This window comes from Streptomyces sp. NPDC111507 (assembly GCF_055638955.1).
In genome coordinates, this window is record NZ_JBVKBU010000001.1 from 1171450 (window position 1) to 1191236 (window position 19787).

Genomic DNA, 19787 nt, shown 5'->3' on the forward strand with positions numbered 1-19787 from the left:
CGGTAGGGGGGGGGGGGGTGTGGTGGACACGGATTCGCCCCCCAAGGCAGGAACGGGAAGAAAAGAAGGACCCTCCTTGGTCCGAAAAAAACCCCCCCCCCCCCGAGCCTCTTGCGAGGGGACTACGGCCTCAGCGGTTGAGGAACTTCCAGGCGGTCGGCAGGACGCCCATCGCCAGCGCCGCCTTCAGGGCGTCGCCGATCAGGAACGGGGTGAACCCCGCCGCGAGGGTCGCGCTCAGCGACATGCCGGTGGCGGCGGCCAGGTAGGGGAGGCCGACCGCGTAGATGATCGCCTCGCCCAGCAGCATCGTGCCCGCGGTGCGCAGGAACGAGCGGTCGGCGCCGCGGCGGGCGAGGGCGCCCACGGCGGCGGAGGCGAGCATCATGCCGAGGATGTAGCCGAGGGACGGGGCGGCGGTGCCGGAACCGCCGTCGGCGAACCACGGCATGCCGGCCATGCCGACGAGGGCGTAGAGCGCGAGCGAGAGGAAGCCGCGGCCCGCGCCGAGGGCCGTGCCGACGAGCAGGGCGGCGAAGGTCTGGCCGGTCACCGGGACCGGGGAGCCCGGCACGGGCAGGGAGATCTGGGCGGCGAGGCCGGTGAGGGCCGCTCCGCCGAGTACGAGGGTGATGTCCCTGACGCGGGAGGCCGGGAGCAGGTCGGCGAGGACCTCGCCGGGGCGGATGCCTTGGCGGGGGGTGGCGGCAGCGGTGCTCATGGGGACTCCGGCGGGTGACGGGGGGTCGGGACACGGTGACGCTATCCCAGGGGCGCGGGTGGATCACCGTGTGCGATCGACAAAGCGGGGATCCGGGACTTGGTGGAGCCCTTACAAAGGAGGCCGCATACACCTATCGGGGCGTGATGCTGGTCACTGAGGTGGGATGGTTTTGTCCGCGGAGAGGTTCGAGCGCGGCCTGTAGGGTCCCACCAATTCGCCCCGCTGGGCGTCTTCGTCCGTCCGCGGGTGGGTGGGGCCGGTCGCGCGGTTCCCCGCGCCCCTGAGACCTCGGGCGGGCCGCGGGTCGGGAGACGGCTCCTCTGGCCGGAATCGGGGGGACGACCTACTCTTCAGGGCATGGTTGCCCAGGCTGAGAACTTCGCGTCGCGTCGCTATGTCGACCTGCGACGCCAGGGCACCGCCACCTGTCGCCCCGGGTAGGGCGGGCGGAGCGCATCCGGCTCGCCAAGACGCGACCGTTTCGGACACGCTCCTAGGAAGCGCCATGCCTCGTACCTCCCTGGCCCCCTCCCCTCGCGCGACACCCCACCGCGCCACCGCCGGCGACCGCCGCCGCACCAGCGCCAGCGTCATCCTGCGCTCCGTCCTGGAACACGGCCCGGTCGCGCGCAGCACCGTCGCCCGGCTGACCGGCCTCTCCCCTGCCTCGGTGACCGACTACTGCGCCCGGTTCGCCGCGCTCGGCCTGATCCGGGAGGCTCCGACGCCCCGGCGGTCGAACGGCGTCGGACGTCCCCACGTCCCCATCCACTTGGACGACTCCCGGTTCGTGGTCGGCGGGGTCCACGTGGCCGTCCCGTACACCACCGTCGCCCTGCTCGACCTGCGCGGCCGGGTCGTCACGGAGCGACGGATCGCCCACGACGACGGCACGGAGCCCGACGGCGTACTCGCGAACGCCGCCGCGGGGCTGGCCGCCCTGCTCACCGACCACCCCGGCCGCACCCCCCTCGGCGTCGGCGTCGCGGCCGGCGGCTGGGTGGACCGCGACTCCGGGACGGTCGTGGAGCACGCGCTGCTCGGCTGGCGTGACGTCGACGTCCGGGGCGCGCTCGGCACGCGGACCGGGCTGCCGGTCCATGTGGACGGGCACGCGCGGGCGTTGGTCAACGCAGAGCGGCTGTTCGGGCGGGCGCGCGGCAGCCGCAGCGTGCTGCATCTGTTCGTCGGCAACGTGGTGGACGCCGCCTTCGCCACCCACGACGAGGTGCACCACGGCCCCCGCTCCCAGGCCGGGGCGATCGCCCATCTGCCGTTGCCGGGCGGCTCGGAGCGGTGCGACTGCGGCCGGACCGGCTGCCTTCAGGCCGAGCTGAGCGAGCGGACGCTGTGCCGGCGGGCGCGGGAGGAGGGGGTCATCACCGCCGCCGACCCGATGCACGTGGTCGGCGCCGCGGCCGACGGCGACCCCGTCGCCGTACGTCTGCTGCTGGAGCGGGCCCGGACGGTCGGGCGGGCGGCCCGACTGCTGCTGGACGTGCTCAACCCGGACACGGTCGTCGTCGCGGAGGTCGGGACCGTGCATCGGGAGGACTGCCTCGGGGCGCTGCGCGCGGAGGTGGGCGCGGACCGGGCGGCTTCCGTCCTGCCGACCAGTTTCCCGGAATCCGTGCTCGCCGTGGCGGGTGGATCGGTGGCACTCGACGTGGTGTACCGGGATCCGCTGAGCCTGTCACCGGGGACGAATTAATTCAGAGACTCGGAATGTTGACAGCGGTCGTACGCGGACAGGAGCATCCTCCTCATGAGCAGCTCGCGGGTGCAGGTTCCGCTGACCAAGTGCCGCGTCGTCGACCTTATGCGGGTCGCACGCACGCGTTGTTGCTGACGCCGGGTCACTGCCGCGTCGGCGCCTTGACCTGCTGACGCGTAGACGCGTAGACGATCACCCGGTTTCTTCTGCCGCGCCCCGGCGTGCGCCTCCTCTCTGCGCGCGTATTCCCCTTCTTTCACTTCCTTCCCCTGGTGAATTCCCCCTGCCCGGAATTCCGCGCGCATTTCCGCCACTTGGATCCCCGGAGTCCTCCCATGCCACCACTGTCTCCTTCGTCGTCCCCTTTCGCGCCCGGTGTGGACCGGCGGCTGTTCCTGTCCTCCCTGCTCGGCGTGGCCGCCGCGGCCGGACTGAGCGGTTGCGCGGGGGCCAGTGCCGCCGACAGCGAGTCCAAGGGGTCCCTGTCCGCCCCGCTGTCCGCCACGGTCCCCTCCGGTACAAGCCTCAAGATCGCCTCGTACCAGAACGTCCAGCAGCTCCAGTTCAAGCTCGCGGGCCTCACCGACCTGCCGTTCACCGTCTCCAGCTGGGTGAACATCGGCGCCGGACCCGATGTCATCAACGCCTTCCGCGCCAAGTCCCTGGACGTCGCCAACAACGCGGGTATCCCGCCGATCCAGGCGCACTACCAGGGCTACGACGCCAAGATCGTCGCGATCGACGTCACCCGCAAACCCAACTACCTCTTCGCGACCAAGCCCGGCAGCGACATCCACACCATCGCGGACTTCAAGGGCAAGAAGCTGGCGTTCTCCCAGGGCCAGGCCCAAGGCGTCGTCCTGCTACGGGCGTTGAAGCGGGCCGGGCTCGCGTACGACGAGGTGAAGCTGGTCCCGCTGACCAGCAACCAGTTCTTCACGGCCCTGCAGTCGGGCCAGGTCGACATCGCCCCACTCGCCAACAGCCAGGCACCGGCGTACCTCAAGCAGTACGCGCCGAAGGGCGCCCGCGCGATCACCACCGACGTGGTCGACCTGCTCAACCTGCTGTGGGCGCCCACCTCCGTGCTGGCCGACCCGGCGAAGGCGGCGGCCGTCGCGGCGTACATCCCGCGCTGGGCGCAGGGGCAGGTGTGGGCGTACGAGCACCCGGACGCCTGGAACGAGGAGTTCTACGTCAGGACGCAGAACCTCACGCTCGCCCAGGCCCGGTCGATCACCGAGCTCGCCAACAAGCCGCTGTTCCCGCCGAGCTGGGACGAGGCGGTGAAGTGGGAGCAGGAGACCGCCGATCTGCTGGCCGAGGGCGGCTTCGTGAAGGCGTTCAAGGTCGGCTCGCTCTTCGACCGGCGCTTCGAGGGCATCGCGGCGAAGGCCGTCCCGGCGGAGTACCGGAGGTGACGGCCATGACGACCACCACGACCACGACCACCGTGCCGGTGACCGCCGCCGAGGAGACGCGTGCCGTACGGCGCAGCCGGCGCCGCGGCCTCGCCCCCGGCAAACGCCTGCCCGCCTCCCGGCTCATCGGCCCCGCCCTCCTCCTCGCCCTGTGGGCGGCCGCCTCCGCCGCCGGACAGCTGGACCCGGGTGCGATCCCGGCGCCCTGGACGGTCCTGAAGACCGCCGGTCACCTGTGGACCGACGGCACGCTCCCCACCGACGTCGGCACCTCCCTGGAACGCGCGGGATACGGCTTCGCGCTGGGCCTGACCGCCGGTGTGGTCCTCGCGCTGGCGGCCGGGCTCAGCCGGATCGGCGAGGCGCTGATCGACGGGACCGTGCAGCTCAACCGGGCGATCCCGACCCTGGGCCTCATCCCGCTGTTCATCCTCTGGCTGGGCATCGGCGAGACCTTCAAGATCGCCATCATCGCGATCGTCGTCTACATCCCGATCTACCTCAACCTGCACGCCGCGCTGTCCGGCATCGACCACCGCTATGTCGAGCTGGCCGAGGTCCAGGGCCTGTCGAGGCTCCAGTTCGTCCGCCAGATCGTCATCCCCGGCGCACTGCCCGGCTTCTTCGTCGGACTGCGCCTCGGGGTGACCGGCTCCTGGCTGAGCCTGGTGGTCCTGGAGCAGATCAACGCCACCAGCGGACTCGGCTACATGATGTTCCAGGCCCAGAACTACGGCCAGTCGGACGTCATCCTGGTCGGCCTGCTGATCTACGGCGTCTTCGGCCTGGTCTCCGACAGCGCGGTCCGTCTCGTCGAACGGAGGGTGCTGTCATGGCGCCGCACACTCAGCAGCTGACCGCCGCCCCGGCCGTCCGACTCCGGGGTCTCAGCCGGTCGTTCGACGGCCGTACCGTCCTCGACGACATCGACCTCGACCTGCCCGCCGGACAGTTCACGGCCCTGCTCGGGCACAGCGGGTCCGGCAAGAGCACGCTGCTGCGGGCCATCGCGGGCCTGGACCACGAGGTCGTCGGAAGCGGCCGGCTCACCGCCCCGGACCGGGTGTCGGTCGTCTTCCAGGACTCCCGGCTGCTGCCCTGGCGGCGGGTCCTCGACAACGTGCTGCTCGGCGCGAACGGCAAGGAAGCGGCCGACAAGGGCCGTGAAGCCCTGGCCGAGGTGGGTCTGAAAGGCCGCGAACGCGCCTGGCCCAACGAGCTGTCCGGCGGCGAGGCCCAGCGTGCCGCCCTGGCCCGCTCACTCGTCCGTGAGCCCGAACTCCTGCTGGCCGACGAGCCGTTCGGCGCGCTGGACGCGCTGACCCGGATCCGGATGCACGTCCTGCTGCGCGAGCTGTGGGAGCGTCACCGGCCCTCCGTGCTGCTCGTCACCCACGACGTGGACGAGGCGATCGTGCTCGCCGACCGCGTCCTCGTGCTCGACCGGGGCCGGATCGGTCTCGACCTGACCATCGACCGCCCCCACCCGCGCTCCTACCGGGAGCCGGTACTGAGTGAGTACCGGGAGCGCCTTCTTGCCGCCCTCGGTGTGACGGAGGACCACGCATGACCCGCCGACTCCACCTCAACGCCTTCCTGATGAACACCGGCCATCACGAGGCGTCGTGGCGGCTGCCGGAGAGCGACCCGTACGCCCATGTCGAACTCGCCCACTACGTCGAGCTGGCCCGGACCGCCGAGCGCGGCACCTTCGACTCCCTCTTCCTGGCCGACGGACCCCAGCTGTGGAGCAACCTGGCCCAACGCCCGGCCGGTGCCCTGGAACCGCTCACCCTGCTCACCGCACTGGCGACGGCCACCGAGCACATCGGTCTGATCGCCACGGCGTCCACGTCCTACAACTCCCCCTACAACCTGGCCCGCAAGTTCGCCTCTCTCGACATCATCAGCGGCGGTCGGGCGGGCTGGAACATCGTCACCACGGCCGGTGCGGAGGCCGCCCGCAACTTCGGCCTCGACGCCGAGCCCGCGCACGCCGAACGGTACGCGCGCGCCGCCGAGTTCCTGGACGTCTCGCTCAAGCTCTGGGACAGCTGGGAGGACGACGCGATCGTCGCCGACAAGACGGCCGGCGTGTGGGGCGACGACGCCAAGATCCACCCGCCGCGCCACCAGGGCACGTACTTCAGTGTCGAGGGGGCCCTCAACGTGCCCCGCTCGCCGCAGGGTTACCCGCTGCTCGTGCAGGCGGGGTCGAGCGAGGACGGCAAGACCTTCGCGGCGCGCTACGCGGAGGCGGTGTTCACCGCACAGCAGACCCTCGCCGACGCCCAGGCCTTCTACGCGGACCTCAAGTCCCGTACGGCAGCGGCCGGCCGGGACCCCGAGCACATCAAGGTGCTGCCCGGCATCGTCCCGGTGCTCGGCTCGACGGAGGCCGAGGCGCGGGCGAACGAGCAGATCCTGGAGGACCACATCGTGTACACGCACGGCGTGGACCGTCTGGAGCACCTGCTGCAGCTGGAGCCCGGAACCCTGGAGCTGGACGCCCAGCTCCCCGCGGACCTGCCTCCCGAGGACGTCATCGAGGGCGCCAAGAGCCGCTACACCCTCGTCGTCGAACTCGCCCGCCGCGAACGGCTCACCGTGCGGCAGCTGATCGGGCGGCTCGGCGGCGGGCGCGGGCACCTCACCTTCGCCGGCACACCGGAGCAGGTCGCCGACGCGATCGAGGAGTGGTTCACGCGCGGCGCCGCCGACGGCTTCAACATCATGCCCGCCGTACTTCCCTCCGGCCTCGGTCTGTTCGTCGACCACGTCGTCCCCATCCTGCGCGCCCGCGGCCTGCTCCGCACGGAGTACGGACCGCGCCGGACCCTCCGGGAGCGCTACGGCCTCCCCCGCCCCGCCAACCAGTACCTCCAGCCCGCTCTCGTCTGAAAGGACCCCGCATGTCCCTCGAGATCAGCAAGGTCACCGCGAACATAGGCGCCCGGGTCTCCGGCGTGGACATCTCCAAGCCGCTCGACGAGGAACAGGTCACCGCGATCCGCGAGGCCCTCGACGTCCACAAGGCCCTGGCCTTCGACGACGTGCACCTCGACGACGAGGGCCAGCAGGCCTTCGCCCGCCACTTCGGCGACCTCACCACCGCCCACCCGACGGTGGCCGCCGTCGACGGCGCCCCGAACGTGCTCCCCGTCGACAGCGAGCGCGGGCGCGCCAACCACTGGCACACCGACGTGACCTTCGTCCTCAACCCGCCCCAGGCCAGCACCCTGCGCAGCATCACGATCCCGCCGTACGGCGGCGAGACCCTGATCGCCAGTTCGGCGGCCGCCTACCGGGACCTGCCCGCCCCGCTGCGCGCGCTCGCCGACACCCTGTGGGCCGAGCACACCAACGACTACGACTACGCGGTGCCGGACGAGCAGATCGACGAGGAACAGGCCGCCCAGCGTGCCCGGTTCACGTCCATCAAGTTCCGTACCGCCCATCCCGTCGTCCGGGTCCACCCGCTGACCGGTGAGCGCGGGCTGTTCATCGGCGGGTTCGCGCAGCGGATCGTCGGGCTGTCGGTGGGCGAGTCCCGCAAGCTGCTCGACCTGTTCCAGTCGTACGTCACCCGGCCCGAGAACATCCTGCGCTGGCGCTGGTCCCCGAACCAGCTGGTCCTGTTCGACAACCGGATCACCCAGCACTACGCGATCGACAATTACGACGGCCGGCCGCGCCGCCTGCACCGGGTGACCGTCGCTGGTGATGTGCCGGTCGGCATCGAGGGCAAGGAGAGCTACTCGATCGAGGGCGACGCCTCGCACTACACGTCCGTGGCCGGGTAAGACGCACTGCACGTCGGTGGCCGAGTAAAGGAAATCTCACGCTCCGTACCGCGGGTGTCCGCATAGTGGGCAGCCTCTCCCCCTGAGCGGAGAGGCTGCCCAGACTGTGGGCGTTTTTGCCCACTCGCACGTAAGGGACCACCCGCTCTCATGTCCCGCACCACCCTCGACACCCCACCCACCGCTCCCGACGCACCCGCTCCGCTGTCCCACGGCCTCAAGCAGCGCCATCTGTCGATGATCGCCCTCGGCGGTGTGATCGGCGCCGGTCTGTTCGTGGGGTCCGGCGCGGGGATCGCCGCCGCCGGACCGTCGATCGTGATCGCGTACGCGGTCTCCGGTCTGCTGGTCATGCTCGTGATGCGGATGCTCGGCGAGATGTCCGCCGCGTATCCGTCCTCGGGCTCGTTCTCGGCGCACGCCGAGCGGGCGATCGGACCGTGGGCGGGCTTCACCGCGGGGTGGTCCTTCTGGGTGCTGCTCTGCACGGCCGTGGGGCTGGAGGGGATCGGGGCGGCGAAGATCGTCACCGGCTGGCTGCCGGGTACGCCCGAGTGGGCCTGGGTCGCCCTGTTCATGGTGGTCTTCTGTGTCGCGAACCTCGCCGCCGTGAAGAACTTCGGCGAGTTCGAGTTCTGGTTCGCCGCACTGAAGGTCGGCGCGATCAGCCTGTTCCTGGTCCTTGGCGTACTGGCCATCGCGGGCGTCCTGCCGGGCACGGACTCCCCCGGCGCCTCGAACCTCACCGGCCAGGGCGGCTTCCTCCCGCACGGCAGCGAGGGGCTGGTCGTCGGTCTGCTCGCGTCGGTCTTCGCGTACGGCGGTCTGGAGACGGTCACCATCGCGGCGGCCGAGTCGCGGAACCCGGTCCAGGGCGTCGCGCGCGCCGTCCGCACGGCGATGTGGCGCATCGCGCTCTTCTACATCGGCTCCATGGCGGTCATCGTCACGCTGGTCCCCTGGGACTCGAAGGAGGTCGTCGAGAAGGGCCCCTACGTCGCCGCCCTCGACCACCTGGGCATCCCCGGCGCCGGTCAGCTGATGAACGTGGTCGTGTTCGTCGCGCTGCTCTCGGCGATGAACGCCAACATCTACGGCTCCTCGCGCATCGCCTATTCGCTGGTGGAGCGCGGCCAGGGTCCGAAGCCCCTCGGCAGGGTCTCGGCCGGGGTCCCGCGGGTCGCGGTGCTCGTCTCCTGCGTCTTCGGCTTCGTGTGCGTGCTGCTGAGCTACTGGCGGCCGGACGACGTCTTCCCCTGGCTGCTGAACATGATCGGCGCGGTGATCCTGGTCGTGTGGATCTTCATCGCGGTCTCGCAGCTGCTGCTGCGGCGCCGGGTGGAGCGCGAGGCACCGGAGAAGCTGGTCGTGCGGATGTGGCTGTTCCCGGCGCTGACCTGGGTGGCGCTGGCCGGCATGGCCGCGATCTTCGTCCTGATGGCCCGGCAGCCGGACACCCGGGTGCAGCTCTACTCGACGGGCGGGATGACGCTGTTCCTGGCGGCCGTCGGATACGCCTGGCAGCGGGCACGCGCGGCCCGCTGACCGCTTCCCGCTCCCCCGAAAGGCCCTCGTGCGACCCGCACGAGGGCCTTTTTGTTGCTAGCGTGCAGTTGCAAGTTATGTGCAATAAGGTCTTACGAGGCCGGAGGGGACCCCACCATGCCCGTCTACACACTCCCTGAGCTGCCGTACGACTACGCCGCGCTCGCACCCGTGATCAGCCCCGAGATCATCGAGCTGCACCACGACAAGCACCACGCGGCGTACGTCAAGGGGGCCAACGACACGCTGGAGCAGCTCGCGGAGGCGCGTGACAAGGAGTCGTGGGGAGCGGTCAACGGTCTGGAGAAGAACCTGGCCTTCCATCTCTCCGGCCACATCCTGCACAGCATCTACTGGACCAACATGACCGGGAACGGCGGCGGTGAGCCCCTCGCCGTGGACGGTGTGGGAGAGCTCGCGGACGCGATCACCGAGTCGTTCGGTTCCTTCGCCGGGTTCAAGGCGCAGCTGACGAAGGCCGCCGCGACCACCCAGGGCTCCGGCTGGGGCGTCCTCGCCCACGAGCCGCTCAGCGGTCGCCTCCTCGTCGAGCAGATCTACGACCACCAGGGCAACGTGGGGCAGGGCTCGGTGCCGATCCTGGTGTTCGACGCCTGGGAGCACGCCTTCTACCTCCAGTACCGCAACCAGAAGGTCGACTTCATCGACGCGATGTGGCAGGTCGTCGACTGGCAGGACGTGGCCCGGCGTCACAAGGCGGCCAGGTCTCGCGCGAACGTGTTGCTTCCGGCCCCCTGAGGCAGACAGAAAGCGTCCTGCTCGTGATCGTCTTCTCACCTTTCACGTGGCAGGCGGAGAAACGGAGGGCCCCCGCGAGGACGTGACTCGCGGGGGTCCTCCTGTGTACCCGGGCCGCGTCACTCGCAGGGCACGTTGAGCGACAGCAGCGCGGCGGCTCCGTCCGTCATGCGGAGTTCGGTGATCGCGGCGTTGCGCAGCCGCGGGAGGACCCTGCGGTACTCGCCCAGCGGGATGGACAGCAGCGAGCAGAGCACCAGTCGGAGCAGCGTGTTGTGGGCGACGACCAGGACGCGTTCGCCGTGGTGCGCGGCCTCGATCCGGCGCAGGACGGCCGCCCCGCGGGCCGCCGCGGTGCGCGGGTCCTCCGCCTCCGGGAAGGGGTAGGACACCGGGTCGACCCGGAACGCCTTCGCCCTCGCCGGGTTCTCGGCCTCGAACTCGGCGAGGGTGTGGCCCTCCACCACCCCGAAGTCGCATTCGCGCAGGGCGGGTTCGCGGTGCGCGGTGAGAGCGAGGGCGCGGCAGGCGGGCTCGGCCGTGGCGACGGCGCGCGAGAGGGTCGACGTCCAGACGGCGTCCACGGGGTGCGCGGCGACCCAGCGGCCCAGCGTCTCGGCCTGGGCGTGGCCCTCGTCGGCGAGGGGGACGTCGCTCACTCCGGCGTAGCGGTTCTCGGCATGCCAGACGGTCCGGCCGTGCCGGGCGAGCAGCAGGGTCGTGCTCACTGAGGCTGCGGGACTCACGGCGCTGTGGGTCATGCTCGTCGTACTCATGACCCGCCAGTATTCCGGTCGGGGCACGCTCGCGTGCGCGCTCCGCCGCAAGCCCGCCGTCCGGGTCTGTCCGGCGGTACCGCGAAGGCCCCGTGAGGAGCGGAAAGGAGCCTCACGGGGCCTTACGGTATGCGGGCTTCCGGGGCATCGTTGCGGGATGCCGAGGGAAATGACGTACCCCTGCTACACGTGTGGGTCCTACCAGCCGCACCGCCAGCCCCGGGACGACCGGGAGCGGGACATCATCCGCAAGCTGGCGAACCTCCAGAAGCCGAACGCGTATGTGGACGACTACTGGATCTGCGGGCGAACCGACTTCGACTGCCGCAACATCCGCACGGCGTTGAGGGTCAAGCCGTTCGACCCGCCGCAGAAGATGCCCGAACCGGAATGACTCCTGGTGGCCCTTACAGGTTGCTGAAGTCCGGGCCCTTCGTGCGGGTCCGCTTGATCTCGTAGAAGCCGGGGGTCGAGGCGACCAGCAGCGTGCCGTCCCACAGCCTGGCCGCGGCCTCGCCCTGCGGGGTGGGCGTGACGACCGGGCCGAAGAAGGCGATCTGCTCGCCGTCGTCGCCGGGGAGCGCGATCACCGGGGTGCCGACCTCCTGGCCGACCTTGTCGATGCCCTCCTTGTGGGAGGCGCGCAGCTCGGCGTCGAACTCGAAGTTCTCCTGGTCGGCGTAGTCGAGCAGGGAGGCCGGGAGGCCTACGTCCTCGAGCGCGCCCGCGATCGCCTCGATGGTCGGGCCCTCGCCCTGGTTGTGGATACGGGTGCCGAGCGCGGTGTAGAGCGGGCCGAGGATGTCCTCGCCGTGCTTCTGCCAGGCGGCGGTGACCACCCGGATCGGCTTCCAGGCCTTGGTGGCGAGCATGTCCCGGTACTCCTCGGGCAGCTGGTCCAGCTTGTCCTCGTTGAGGACCGCGAGGCTCATGATGTGCCAGCGGACCTCGATGTCCCGGACCTTCTCCACTTCCAGCACCCAGCGCGAGGTCATCCAGGCCCAGGGGCACAGCGGGTCGAACCAGAAGTCGACGGGGGTCTTGGTGGAGGCGGTCTCGGGCATGGTTCTCCTCGGAAAGCGGTGTTTCCCGCAGCAACGCCGGAGGCCGCTCGCCTCATTCCCGGGTGTCACGCCTCATTCCCGGGTGTCCCGCGTCAGGGGCACATGGCAGGATCGCTCCTGTCCGTTCCGCAGTATCCATGTCCATTCCGTGACGCCCCGAGGGAGTGCCGCCCGTGCCCGGTGAGAATCTGACCCGCGACGAGGCCCAGGAGCGGGCAGCGCTGCTGTCCGTGGACGGCTACGAGGTCTCCCTCGACCTGCGCTCCGCCCTGGGCGACATCGAGGCCGAGCCGCGCACGTTCCGCTCGGTGACCACGATCCGCTTCCGCTGCGCGGAGCCCGGCGCCGCGAGCTTCGCCGACCTGCTCGCACCGAGCGTCACGGCCGTGTCGCTCAACGGCAAGGACCTGGACCCCGGCGAGGTCTTCGACGGCTCCCGCATCCGGCTGGAGGACCTCCGGGCCGACAACGAGCTGGTCGTCGACGCGCAGTGCGCCTACTCCCGCACCGGCGAGGGCATGCACCGCTTCGTCGACCCCGAGGACGGCGAGGTCTACCTCTACACCCAGTACGAGCCCGCCGACTCCCGGCGCGTCTTCGCCAACTTCGAGCAGCCGGACCTCAAGGCCCCCTTCCGCTCCGAGGTGCGGGCCCCGGAGGGGTGGACGGTCTGGAGCAACGGCGTCGGTGATCTCGTCGACGGTGTGTGGAGGTTCGCCGAGACCAAGCCGATCTCCACGTACATCACCGCGTTCGCGGCGGGCCCGTACCACTACGTCACGGACAGCTACACGCGCACCTTCGACGACGGTACGACGCTGGAGATCCCGCTCGGCGCGATGTGCCGCAAGGGTCTTGCGCCCCACTTCGACTCCGACGACGTGTTCCTGGTGACCAAGCAGGGGCTCGACTTCTTCCACGACCACTTCGACTTCCCCTACCCGTTCGGGAAGTACGACCAGGCGTTCGTGCCCGAGTACAACCTCGGCGCGATGGAGAACCCGGGGCTCGTCACCTTCCGCGAGGAGTTCATCTTCCGCGGCAAGGTGACGCAGGCGTCGTACGAGGGCCGGGCCAACGTCATCCTGCACGAGATGGCGCACATGTGGTTCGGCGACCTCGTCACCATGGAGTGGTGGGACGACCTGTGGCTCAAGGAGTCCTTCGCCGACTTCATGGGCGCGTTCGCGCTGGTCGGGGCGACCCGCTTCGAGAACGGCTGGATCACCTTCGCCAACCGCCGCAAGGCCTGGGCGTACCGCGCCGACCAGCTGCCCTCCACCCACCCCATCACGGCCGACATCCGCGACCTCCAGGACGCCAAGCTCAACTTCGACGGGATCACGTACGCGAAGGGGGCGAGCGTGCTCAAGCAGCTCGTCGCGTACGTCGGCCAGGACGCGTTCCTGGAGGGCGCGCGCCGCTACTTCAAGCGCAACGCATACGGCAACACGCGCCTCGGCGATCTGCTGTCGGCGCTGGAGGAGACCAGCGGGCGCGATCTGGCCACCTGGTCGCGGGCCTGGCTCCAGACGGCCGGGGTGAACTCCCTCACCCCTCAGGTGATCCTGAGCGCCGAGGGCCGCATCACGGAGCTGGCCGTGCTCCAGGAGGCTCCCGAGTCGCACCCCGAACTGCGCCCGCACCGCGTCGCGGTGGGCCTGTACCGGCGTGAGGAGGCCGACGGGTCCCTGGTGCGGTACGCGCGCGCCGAGGCCGATGTCGTCGGCCCCCGTACGGTGATCGAGGAGCTGGTCGGCGCGGACGCCCCCGAGCTGGTCCTCGTCAACGACGACGACCTCACGTACTGCAAGATCCGCTTCGACGAGAACTCGCTGGCCACGCTGCGCGAGAGGCTCGGCGACATCACCGACCCGCTCGCCCGCGCGCTGTGCTGGTCGGCGCTGTGGAACCTCACCCGGGACGCGCTGATGCCGGCCCGGGACTTCGTGGGCCTGGTACTGCGCTTCGCGGGCCGCGAGTCCGACATCGGCGTCCTGCAGATGCTGCACGCCTGGGCGCACTCGGCGCTCGTCCACTACGCGGCCCCCGACTGGCGTGCGGAGGGCGGCCGGCTGCTCGCCCAGGGCGCCCTGAAGGAGCTGCGGCTCGCCGAGCCCGGCAGCCAGCACCAGCTGACCTGGGCCCGTTTCTTCGCGACGGTCGCCTCCGACCAGGCCGATCTGCAACTGCTGCTGCACCTCCTGGAGGGCACCGCCAAGGTCGACGGCCTGGACGTCGACCAGGAGCTGCGCTGGGCGTTCCTGGAACCGCTGGCCGCGCACGGCGTCGCCGACGAGTCCCTCCTCGCGGCCGAACTGGCCCGCGACGACACGGCCTCCGGCAAGCGTCACCAGGTCCGCTGCCTCGCCGCCCGCCCCTCGGCGGCGGTCAAGGCCCAGGCCTGGGCGCAGGTCGTCGAGTCGGACGCGCTGTCCAACGCGCTGGTCGAGGCGACCATCGCGGGCTTCGCGCAGCCCTCCCAGCGGGAGCTCTTGGCTCCCTACGCCGCGAAGTACTTCGCGGCCATCGAGCGCGTCTGGGCCGAGCGGTCCATCCAGATCGGCATGGATGTGGTCAAGGGCCTGTTCCCGTCCCTGCGGGACTCCCAGGAGACCCTGGACGCGACGAACGCCTGGCTCACCGCCCACGAGGACGCGGCACCCGCCCTGCGCCGTCTCGTCCTCGAGGCACGGGACGACCTGGCGCGCACCCTGCGGGGACAGGCGTGCGACACGGCGGCGGGCTCGTAGCGACGACGGCCGGGAAATGACGGGGCTCCGGGCCGCCCGTGCGGCCGCCCGGAGCCCCGTTACCGAACCCGCGCACCGGGCCCCGTAACCCCGATCCGGACCAGCGTCTTTCGGCAGTCGAACGCCCGTACTTTAGGGCGAGCTTGTCCGGATTTGTCGACGGGCGTGTAACAGCGGTTAGGGGACGGATCGGGCGCGGGAAACCCCCGGTCATGAACCACAACACCCCACTGTCCCCCCGCCCCCTCCGTCACCTGTCCCACACGCAGCGGCGGGTCCTGACCGCCGCTCAGCTGCGCACCCACGGCATCACGGCCGCCGACACCACCGAGCAGTGCCGGCCGGGCGGTCCCTGGCAGCAGATCCTCCCCGGCGTCTTCCTCCTCCACCCGGGGCCGCCCACCTCCGAGGAACGCCTGCACGCCGTCCTGCTGTTCGCGGGTCGCACCCCGGCCCATGAGCCGGCGCCGGGGATCCCCGTCCAGCCGGGCGCCGAGGAACCGCACGCCCCGCGGCCGTACGCGGACGCGCTGATCACGGGCCTGGCGGCGCTGACCCTGCACGGGTTCACCTCGTCGCCCCCGCTGACCGCCCTCGACAAGATCGACGTCCTGGTCCCCCGGCTGCGCCGACTGCGCTCGCACGGCTGCGCCCACATCGTCCGTACGCCTTCGCTGCCCGCCCCCTCGTACCTCACCGGTGTCCCGGTCGCCCCGGTGCCGCGCGCCCTCGCCGACGCGGTGGCGGAGTTGTCGGACACGGGCACGGTACGGCGGCTGCTGACGGAGGCGGTGCGCGCCGGGCACTGCGAACCGGCCGCGGTGGTGCGTGAGTTGACGCAGGCGCGGCTGCTGAGCCGGCCGCACGTGGTGGACGCGGTGGACTCGCTGCTGGCGGAGGGCCGGGCGATCGCGGAGGACCGGCTCTACCGGATGGTGCGGGAGTACGGCCTGCCCGCCCCGGTCTGGAACGTCGACCTGCGCCTGCCGGGCGGGCCTCACCTGGGCGGCCTCGACGCGTACTGGCCCGAGCAGGCGGTGGCCCTGGAGCTGGACACCCGGGCGCCCCGGCCGGGACATCGGCAAGGCCATGGGCAGGACGAGGACGCCCTCTGGTCGGAGTACGCCCGCAAGCGCGAGCACCTGGAGCGGCTGGGTATCACGGTCGTCCACGTCACCCCGCGGAAGCTGCGCGCCGCGATGGAGCAGCAGGCGGCGGTGGTCCGCACCGCGCTGATGGCGGCGAACGACCGGGATCCGGCGGCGTATGTCGTCGTCCTGCCCCGGTAGCGACGGACCGGGGCGGTACCAGGAGGGGAGAGGAGGGGCCGCCGGCGATCCGGCGGCCCCTCCTCGTGCGGGTTGCCCGTGAGGTCCGGGAGGACGGCACGCTGAGCCGGAAGGCCTCCCGACCGGAGGGCTGCGGTGACCGGCGTCGAGAAGGCTGTTCGGGGGCCTACTTGTCGCAGAACTCGCCCTCGATCACCGCATCGCTGTCCCCCGACCAGTCCCCGTTGAAGTTGAAGGCCAGGGAGTGGCGGCCGTCCGCCGTCGTCACGGCGGAGGACGTCGAGCCGTGGATGCCGCCGTCGTGGCCCCACACATGGACCCCGCAGCTGAGCTTGCGGTCGATGAGACCCAGGCCGTAGCGGGCGCCCGGGATCTCGTCGGCCTTCACCGTGGTCTTCATCTCGTTCAGTTGCTTCGGCGGAAGGAGCCGGCCGCCCAGCAGGGCCGCGTAGAAGCGGTTCAGGTCGGCGGAGTCGGAGATCATCTCCCCGGCGGAGGAGGCCAGGGAGGGGTTGAGCCGCGTGACGTCGTACGTCGGGCCCGTCGTCGTCCGGGCCAGTTTCGAGTACGCGTGGCTGCTGGGCCGTGGGAGCGTCGTCCTGGTGCCGGGGACGGACGTGGCGCGCAGGCCGAGCGGTTCGATGACGCGGCGGCGGATCTCCGTGGCGTAGGAGTGGCCGGTGACCTTCTCGATCACCATGCCGGCCAGCACGTAGTTGGTGTTGGAGTAGCTCCAGGACGCGCCCGGCGCGAAGAGCGGCTTGTGGGTCATCGCGATCGCCACGAGCTGCTCGGGTGTCTTCGTGTCGTAGCGGTGTTCGAAGAAGCCGTCCTTCAGGAAGTACGTGCGGGCGAAGTCGTCGTCCGCCGTGTAGTTGAAGATGCCGCTGGTGTGGTTGAGGAGCTGACGGACGGTGATCCGGCGTCCGTCGTGGCCATGGCCCCGGACCACGCCCGGGAGCCACTTGTCCACCTTGTCGTCCAGCGACAGCCGCCGCTCCGCCTCCAGCTGCAACAGCACCGTCGACACGAACGTCTTCGTGATGCTGCCCACGCGGTAGTGGTCGGCCGTGCCGCGCGGCGTGTGCGTCCGCACGTCGCCCACGCCCGCCGTGGCCGACCACGTGCCGCCGGCGTCCCGCGCCGTCGCCGTCACGCCCGGCACGCCGGCCTTCACCGCGGCGTCCATGGCGGCGCGGGTCGCGCCGTGGTGAGCGGCCCCGGCGGGAGCCGCCACCGCGGGCCCCGCCAGAGCGGCCGCAAGCGCCACCGCCGTCGCCGCCACCAGTCCCGTACGCGCTGACATGTCGTTCCCCCTTCACCGGTGAACCCTGGTCGGGGGGAGGGACTCGGCGGACTGATGTGAAGGTTGCCCGCCTGTACGCCGGTTGAGTGGATTTCGGCCGTTCCTCGGGTTTCCTCAGGCCTTCTTCAGTACGAGCTCCGTGTTGCGGTCCCGCGAGGCGCCGGCCAGTTCGGTGCTGCGGCCCGGGGCGTTGAAGGCGAGCTCGCGGTAGAGGGCCGCGAGGCCGGTCTGGCTGAGGTCGGAGAAGTCCGTGCGGTGCGGGGCCGCCGACTCGATGAGGGTGGTGAAGAGGGAGAGCGTGCCGTCCTTGTTGTCGACGACCTCGATGATGCGGGCGAGGTGCGGGAAGTCGACGTGGGAGGCGGTGTTGATCTCCCAGAAGGAGCCGTGGTTCGGCGCGGAGTGCGCGATGATCTCGTTCTTGTGGGTGTGGCCGTTCACCCAGGCCAGCACGTTGCGGTGCTTGGCGAGCGTGGCGACCACGTCCTCGCCGCCGTGGCGCTTGTCGCTCGGGTGCGCGGGGTCGGTGCGGCGGTTGGTCATCGACTTGCTGGTGTGGTGGCTGAAGACGATGGCGTACGAGTCCTTGTTGTCGCTCAGCGTCTTGTCCAGCCAGCGCAGCTGGGTCGTCCCGATGGAGCCCATGTAGTGGCCGCCCGGGTCGGTGGTGTCGATGCTGATGCCGATGATGTCGTCGGAGATGCGGAAGGCGTAGTACTGGGTGCCCGCGGCGAGGTTGGCCTGTGAGTAGCCGTGGCCGATCGGACCGGGGCCGGTGTGCGCGGGGTCGAGGTGCGCCTTGAGGTAATCGGCGGGCGTGAAGGGGGCGCGCGACTCGTCCGGGGTGACCGAGCGCAGCTGCCGCGCGTGCGTCTTGAGGAGGTCCCTGAGCTGGGTGCCCTTGGGGTCCTTGTCGTTCTTGATGGCGGCGCGCAGGGCGACGCTCGCCGAGGCGGGCAGCGTCATCAGTTTCTTGCCGCCGACGGCGAACTCGGCGAGGTAGGAGTCGCCGTGCCGGTAGCAGCCCAGCGGCAGCGCGTCGTGGTTGCCGACCGTGGAGTACCAGGGCAGGCCGAGGCCGGGGCTGCGCAGCTCACGGATGGCGGCCGCGAGGAATCCGTGCAGGTGCGGGAAGCCGCGCTGCTTGTCGGCGTCGCGCAGGGCCGCGTCCGGCTGCCAGTACAGCTTGAGGCCGCTGTTCTGGACGCCCTCGTAGTGGCGCGGGTCGCCGCTGTTGGGGCTGATCCGGCCGCCGCTCATGACCTTCAGGAACCAGTCCAGCTCCGTCTTGGAGTTGTTGTCCGTGTTGTCCCCGGTGGTCATGACGAAGTGCAGCGGGGAGCCGGTGACGGGGGCGCCCCGCAGCGCGTTGACCCGCTCGACGAGCGAGACGGCGCCGGCCACGGTGAGCGACTCGTGCGGACGCCAGGCGTTCGCGGCGCCGGTGCGCAGGTACTCGAGCCGCAGCGGGTGCTGGACGTCGATCAGGTGCAGGTCGGTGAACTGCACGAACGCGGCGAGCGCGGTGCGCCGGTCGGCCCGGCCCGACTTGGCCGCGGCCAGGTCGCCGCGAACGACCCGCTTCCAGGCGGGGCCGTCACCGAGCCGCTGGTAGCCGCCCGAGCCGGAGCGCGGCGCGGCCACGCTCTCCAGGGTGGTGCCGCGCTCGTAGGGAGCGAGGGGCGCGGCGGGCGCCATGGGGGTCCCCCCGCTCGAGCGAAGCCGAGAGTGGGGGAGGGACACGGCGACGGCGGACTCACCGGTGCCGGTGGTGGCGGCGTGCGCCTCGGAGTCGGGCCGCAGGGCGTAGCCGATGCCCGCGGAGAGGGTCACCGCCCCGGTGGCGGCGAGCAGGGTACGGCGGTTCATGGCGGCGGAAGTGGCGACAGAGCGTATGCGCGACATGGCGCGATCTCCCCGAGTGCGAACGCGTCGGCAGTGGTCGCGGGGGGCTCGTTGCGGTAACTCCCCGCTCATACTGGATCGTTGGCACCGGGGGTGACCTGGACGTTAACGAGGCGGCAACGGGCGACGCCGATCACCGTACGTGGATCTTGGAACACCCTGCGCGTCCACGACCCCTCTCCGAACGGCCGGGACGCGGTCACTCCGTGTTCATTTTCCGGGGTAGGGGACCAGTCCCGGCGATCCCCCGCCGCTACTCTCCCGCCGCCTCGGAGCCGACGCGGCCGAGGGGCGGTCGTTCCCGCCACAGCCGCAGTCCCACGTCGACCAGCGCGACCCGGTCGAGGGCGGGTACCTCGTCGAGCGGGTGCCAGGCCGCCATGTCGGTGGAACCGTTCGTCTCGTGGCGCAGCTCGCCGCCGGTGACACGGGCCTCGTAGACGATCCGCAGGGCGTGGAAGTCGTTGGGTGAGCCGAGTCGGCGCGGGTGCGAACGCAGTACGGAGTCGACGCCGAGCAGCGCGAGGGGCTCGACGGCGTAGCCCGTCTCCTCCTCGGCCTCGCGGATGACGGTGTCGTAGGGGTCCTCGCCGTGGTCCATGCCGCCGCCCGGCAGGGTCCACCGCCTGCTTCCGTCACCCGCGACCCAGCGGGCCAGCAGCATCCGCCCGTCTCGCACGCATACGGCGTAGGCCGCCACCCTCAACTGCTTCGGCATGCCCAGACGT

At 71.0% G+C, this 19787-nt stretch carries 17 protein-coding genes; 11 read left to right on the forward strand and 6 right to left on the reverse strand.

Annotation, left to right across the window (positions count from 1 at the left end; translation table 11 throughout):
• Positions 1 to 130 precede the first annotated feature (130 nt).
• Complete coding sequence (locus ACZ7M2_RS05205) at positions 131 to 721, reverse strand: biotin transporter BioY (RefSeq protein WP_101405161.1); 591 nt, start codon at positions 719 to 721, stop codon at positions 131 to 133.
• Positions 722 to 1229: 508 nt separating this feature from the next.
• Between ACZ7M2_RS05205 and ACZ7M2_RS05210 the strand changes: the two genes are divergently transcribed.
• The 8 genes from ACZ7M2_RS05210 to ACZ7M2_RS05245 all read left to right on the forward strand — a co-directional run bounded on the left by ACZ7M2_RS05210 (position 1230) and on the right by ACZ7M2_RS05245 (position 9966).
• Positions 1230 to 2435, forward strand: a complete 1206-nt coding sequence (locus ACZ7M2_RS05210) for an ROK family protein (RefSeq protein ID WP_471594177.1) — start codon at positions 1230 to 1232, stop codon at positions 2433 to 2435.
• Between the two features lie 338 nt (positions 2436 to 2773).
• On the forward strand, positions 2774 to 3859 hold the full coding sequence (locus ACZ7M2_RS05215; RefSeq protein WP_471594178.1) for an ABC transporter substrate-binding protein: 1086 nt from the start codon (positions 2774 to 2776) through the stop codon (positions 3857 to 3859).
• Between the two features lie 5 nt (positions 3860 to 3864).
• Positions 3865 to 4716 (forward strand): ABC transporter permease, encoded by an 852-nt coding sequence (locus tag ACZ7M2_RS05220; protein WP_471594179.1) that lies wholly within the window; start codon positions 3865 to 3867, stop codon positions 4714 to 4716.
• A complete protein-coding gene (locus tag ACZ7M2_RS05225) occupies positions 4692 to 5429 on the forward strand; it encodes an ABC transporter ATP-binding protein (RefSeq protein ID WP_471594180.1) in 738 nt (245 codons plus the stop codon). The genes ACZ7M2_RS05220 and ACZ7M2_RS05225 overlap by 25 nt, the downstream gene beginning before the upstream one ends.
• Complete coding sequence (locus ACZ7M2_RS05230; RefSeq protein ID WP_471594181.1) at positions 5426 to 6760, forward strand: LLM class flavin-dependent oxidoreductase; 1335 nt, start codon at positions 5426 to 5428, stop codon at positions 6758 to 6760. Before ACZ7M2_RS05225 ends, ACZ7M2_RS05230 begins: the two co-directional genes overlap by 4 nt.
• Before the next feature lie 11 nt (positions 6761 to 6771).
• Positions 6772 to 7662 (forward strand): TauD/TfdA dioxygenase family protein, encoded by an 891-nt coding sequence (locus ACZ7M2_RS05235; protein ID WP_352051029.1) that lies wholly within the window; start codon positions 6772 to 6774, stop codon positions 7660 to 7662.
• 150 nt (positions 7663 to 7812) lie between these two features.
• Positions 7813 to 9207: an amino acid permease gene (locus ACZ7M2_RS05240; protein WP_471594182.1), complete on the forward strand. Its 1395-nt coding sequence runs from the start codon at positions 7813 to 7815 to the stop codon at positions 9205 to 9207.
• A 117-nt stretch (positions 9208 to 9324) separates the two neighbouring features.
• A complete protein-coding gene (locus ACZ7M2_RS05245; protein WP_471594183.1) occupies positions 9325 to 9966 on the forward strand; it encodes a superoxide dismutase in 642 nt (213 codons plus the stop codon).
• Between the two features lie 119 nt (positions 9967 to 10085).
• On the opposite strand, the gene ACZ7M2_RS05250 is transcribed toward ACZ7M2_RS05245, so the two are convergent.
• Positions 10086 to 10742, reverse strand: coding sequence for a histidine phosphatase family protein (locus ACZ7M2_RS05250; RefSeq protein WP_471594184.1), 657 nt, complete (start codon positions 10740 to 10742; stop codon positions 10086 to 10088).
• Between the two features lie 157 nt (positions 10743 to 10899).
• On the opposite strand from ACZ7M2_RS05250, the gene ACZ7M2_RS05255 reads away from it, so the two are divergent.
• Positions 10900 to 11136, forward strand: coding sequence for a hypothetical protein (locus ACZ7M2_RS05255; protein ID WP_168508690.1), 237 nt, complete (start codon positions 10900 to 10902; stop codon positions 11134 to 11136).
• Positions 11137 to 11149: 13 nt separating this feature from the next.
• Here ACZ7M2_RS05255 and ACZ7M2_RS05260 read toward each other — a convergent pair whose 3' ends face one another.
• On the reverse strand, positions 11150 to 11806 hold the full coding sequence (locus ACZ7M2_RS05260) for a mycothiol-dependent nitroreductase Rv2466c family protein (protein WP_471594185.1): 657 nt from the start codon (positions 11804 to 11806) through the stop codon (positions 11150 to 11152).
• A 173-nt stretch (positions 11807 to 11979) separates the two neighbouring features.
• On the opposite strand from ACZ7M2_RS05260, the gene pepN reads away from it, so the two are divergent.
• On the forward strand, positions 11980 to 14559 hold the full coding sequence (gene pepN, locus ACZ7M2_RS05265; RefSeq protein ID WP_471594186.1) for an aminopeptidase N: 2580 nt from the start codon (positions 11980 to 11982) through the stop codon (positions 14557 to 14559).
• Between the two features lie 212 nt (positions 14560 to 14771).
• The gene (locus tag ACZ7M2_RS05270; RefSeq protein WP_471594187.1) at positions 14772 to 15848 is read left to right on the forward strand and encodes a hypothetical protein; all 1077 of its coding nucleotides are present in this window, start codon (positions 14772 to 14774) and stop codon (positions 15846 to 15848) included.
• 166 nt (positions 15849 to 16014) lie between these two features.
• Here ACZ7M2_RS05270 and ACZ7M2_RS05275 read toward each other — a convergent pair whose 3' ends face one another.
• The 3 genes from ACZ7M2_RS05275 to ACZ7M2_RS05285 all read right to left on the reverse strand — a co-directional run bounded on the left by ACZ7M2_RS05275 (position 16015) and on the right by ACZ7M2_RS05285 (position 19777).
• A complete protein-coding gene (locus tag ACZ7M2_RS05275; protein ID WP_471594188.1) occupies positions 16015 to 17154 on the reverse strand; it encodes a serine hydrolase domain-containing protein in 1140 nt (379 codons plus the stop codon).
• Positions 17155 to 17268: 114 nt separating this feature from the next.
• The gene (locus tag ACZ7M2_RS05280) at positions 17269 to 19059 is read right to left on the reverse strand and encodes a TIGR03767 family metallophosphoesterase (protein ID WP_471594189.1); all 1791 of its coding nucleotides are present in this window, start codon (positions 19057 to 19059) and stop codon (positions 17269 to 17271) included.
• A gap of 253 nt (positions 19060 to 19312) precedes the next feature.
• The gene (locus ACZ7M2_RS05285; protein ID WP_352051021.1) at positions 19313 to 19777 is read right to left on the reverse strand and encodes an NUDIX hydrolase; all 465 of its coding nucleotides are present in this window, start codon (positions 19775 to 19777) and stop codon (positions 19313 to 19315) included.
• Positions 19778 to 19787 lie beyond the last annotated feature (10 nt).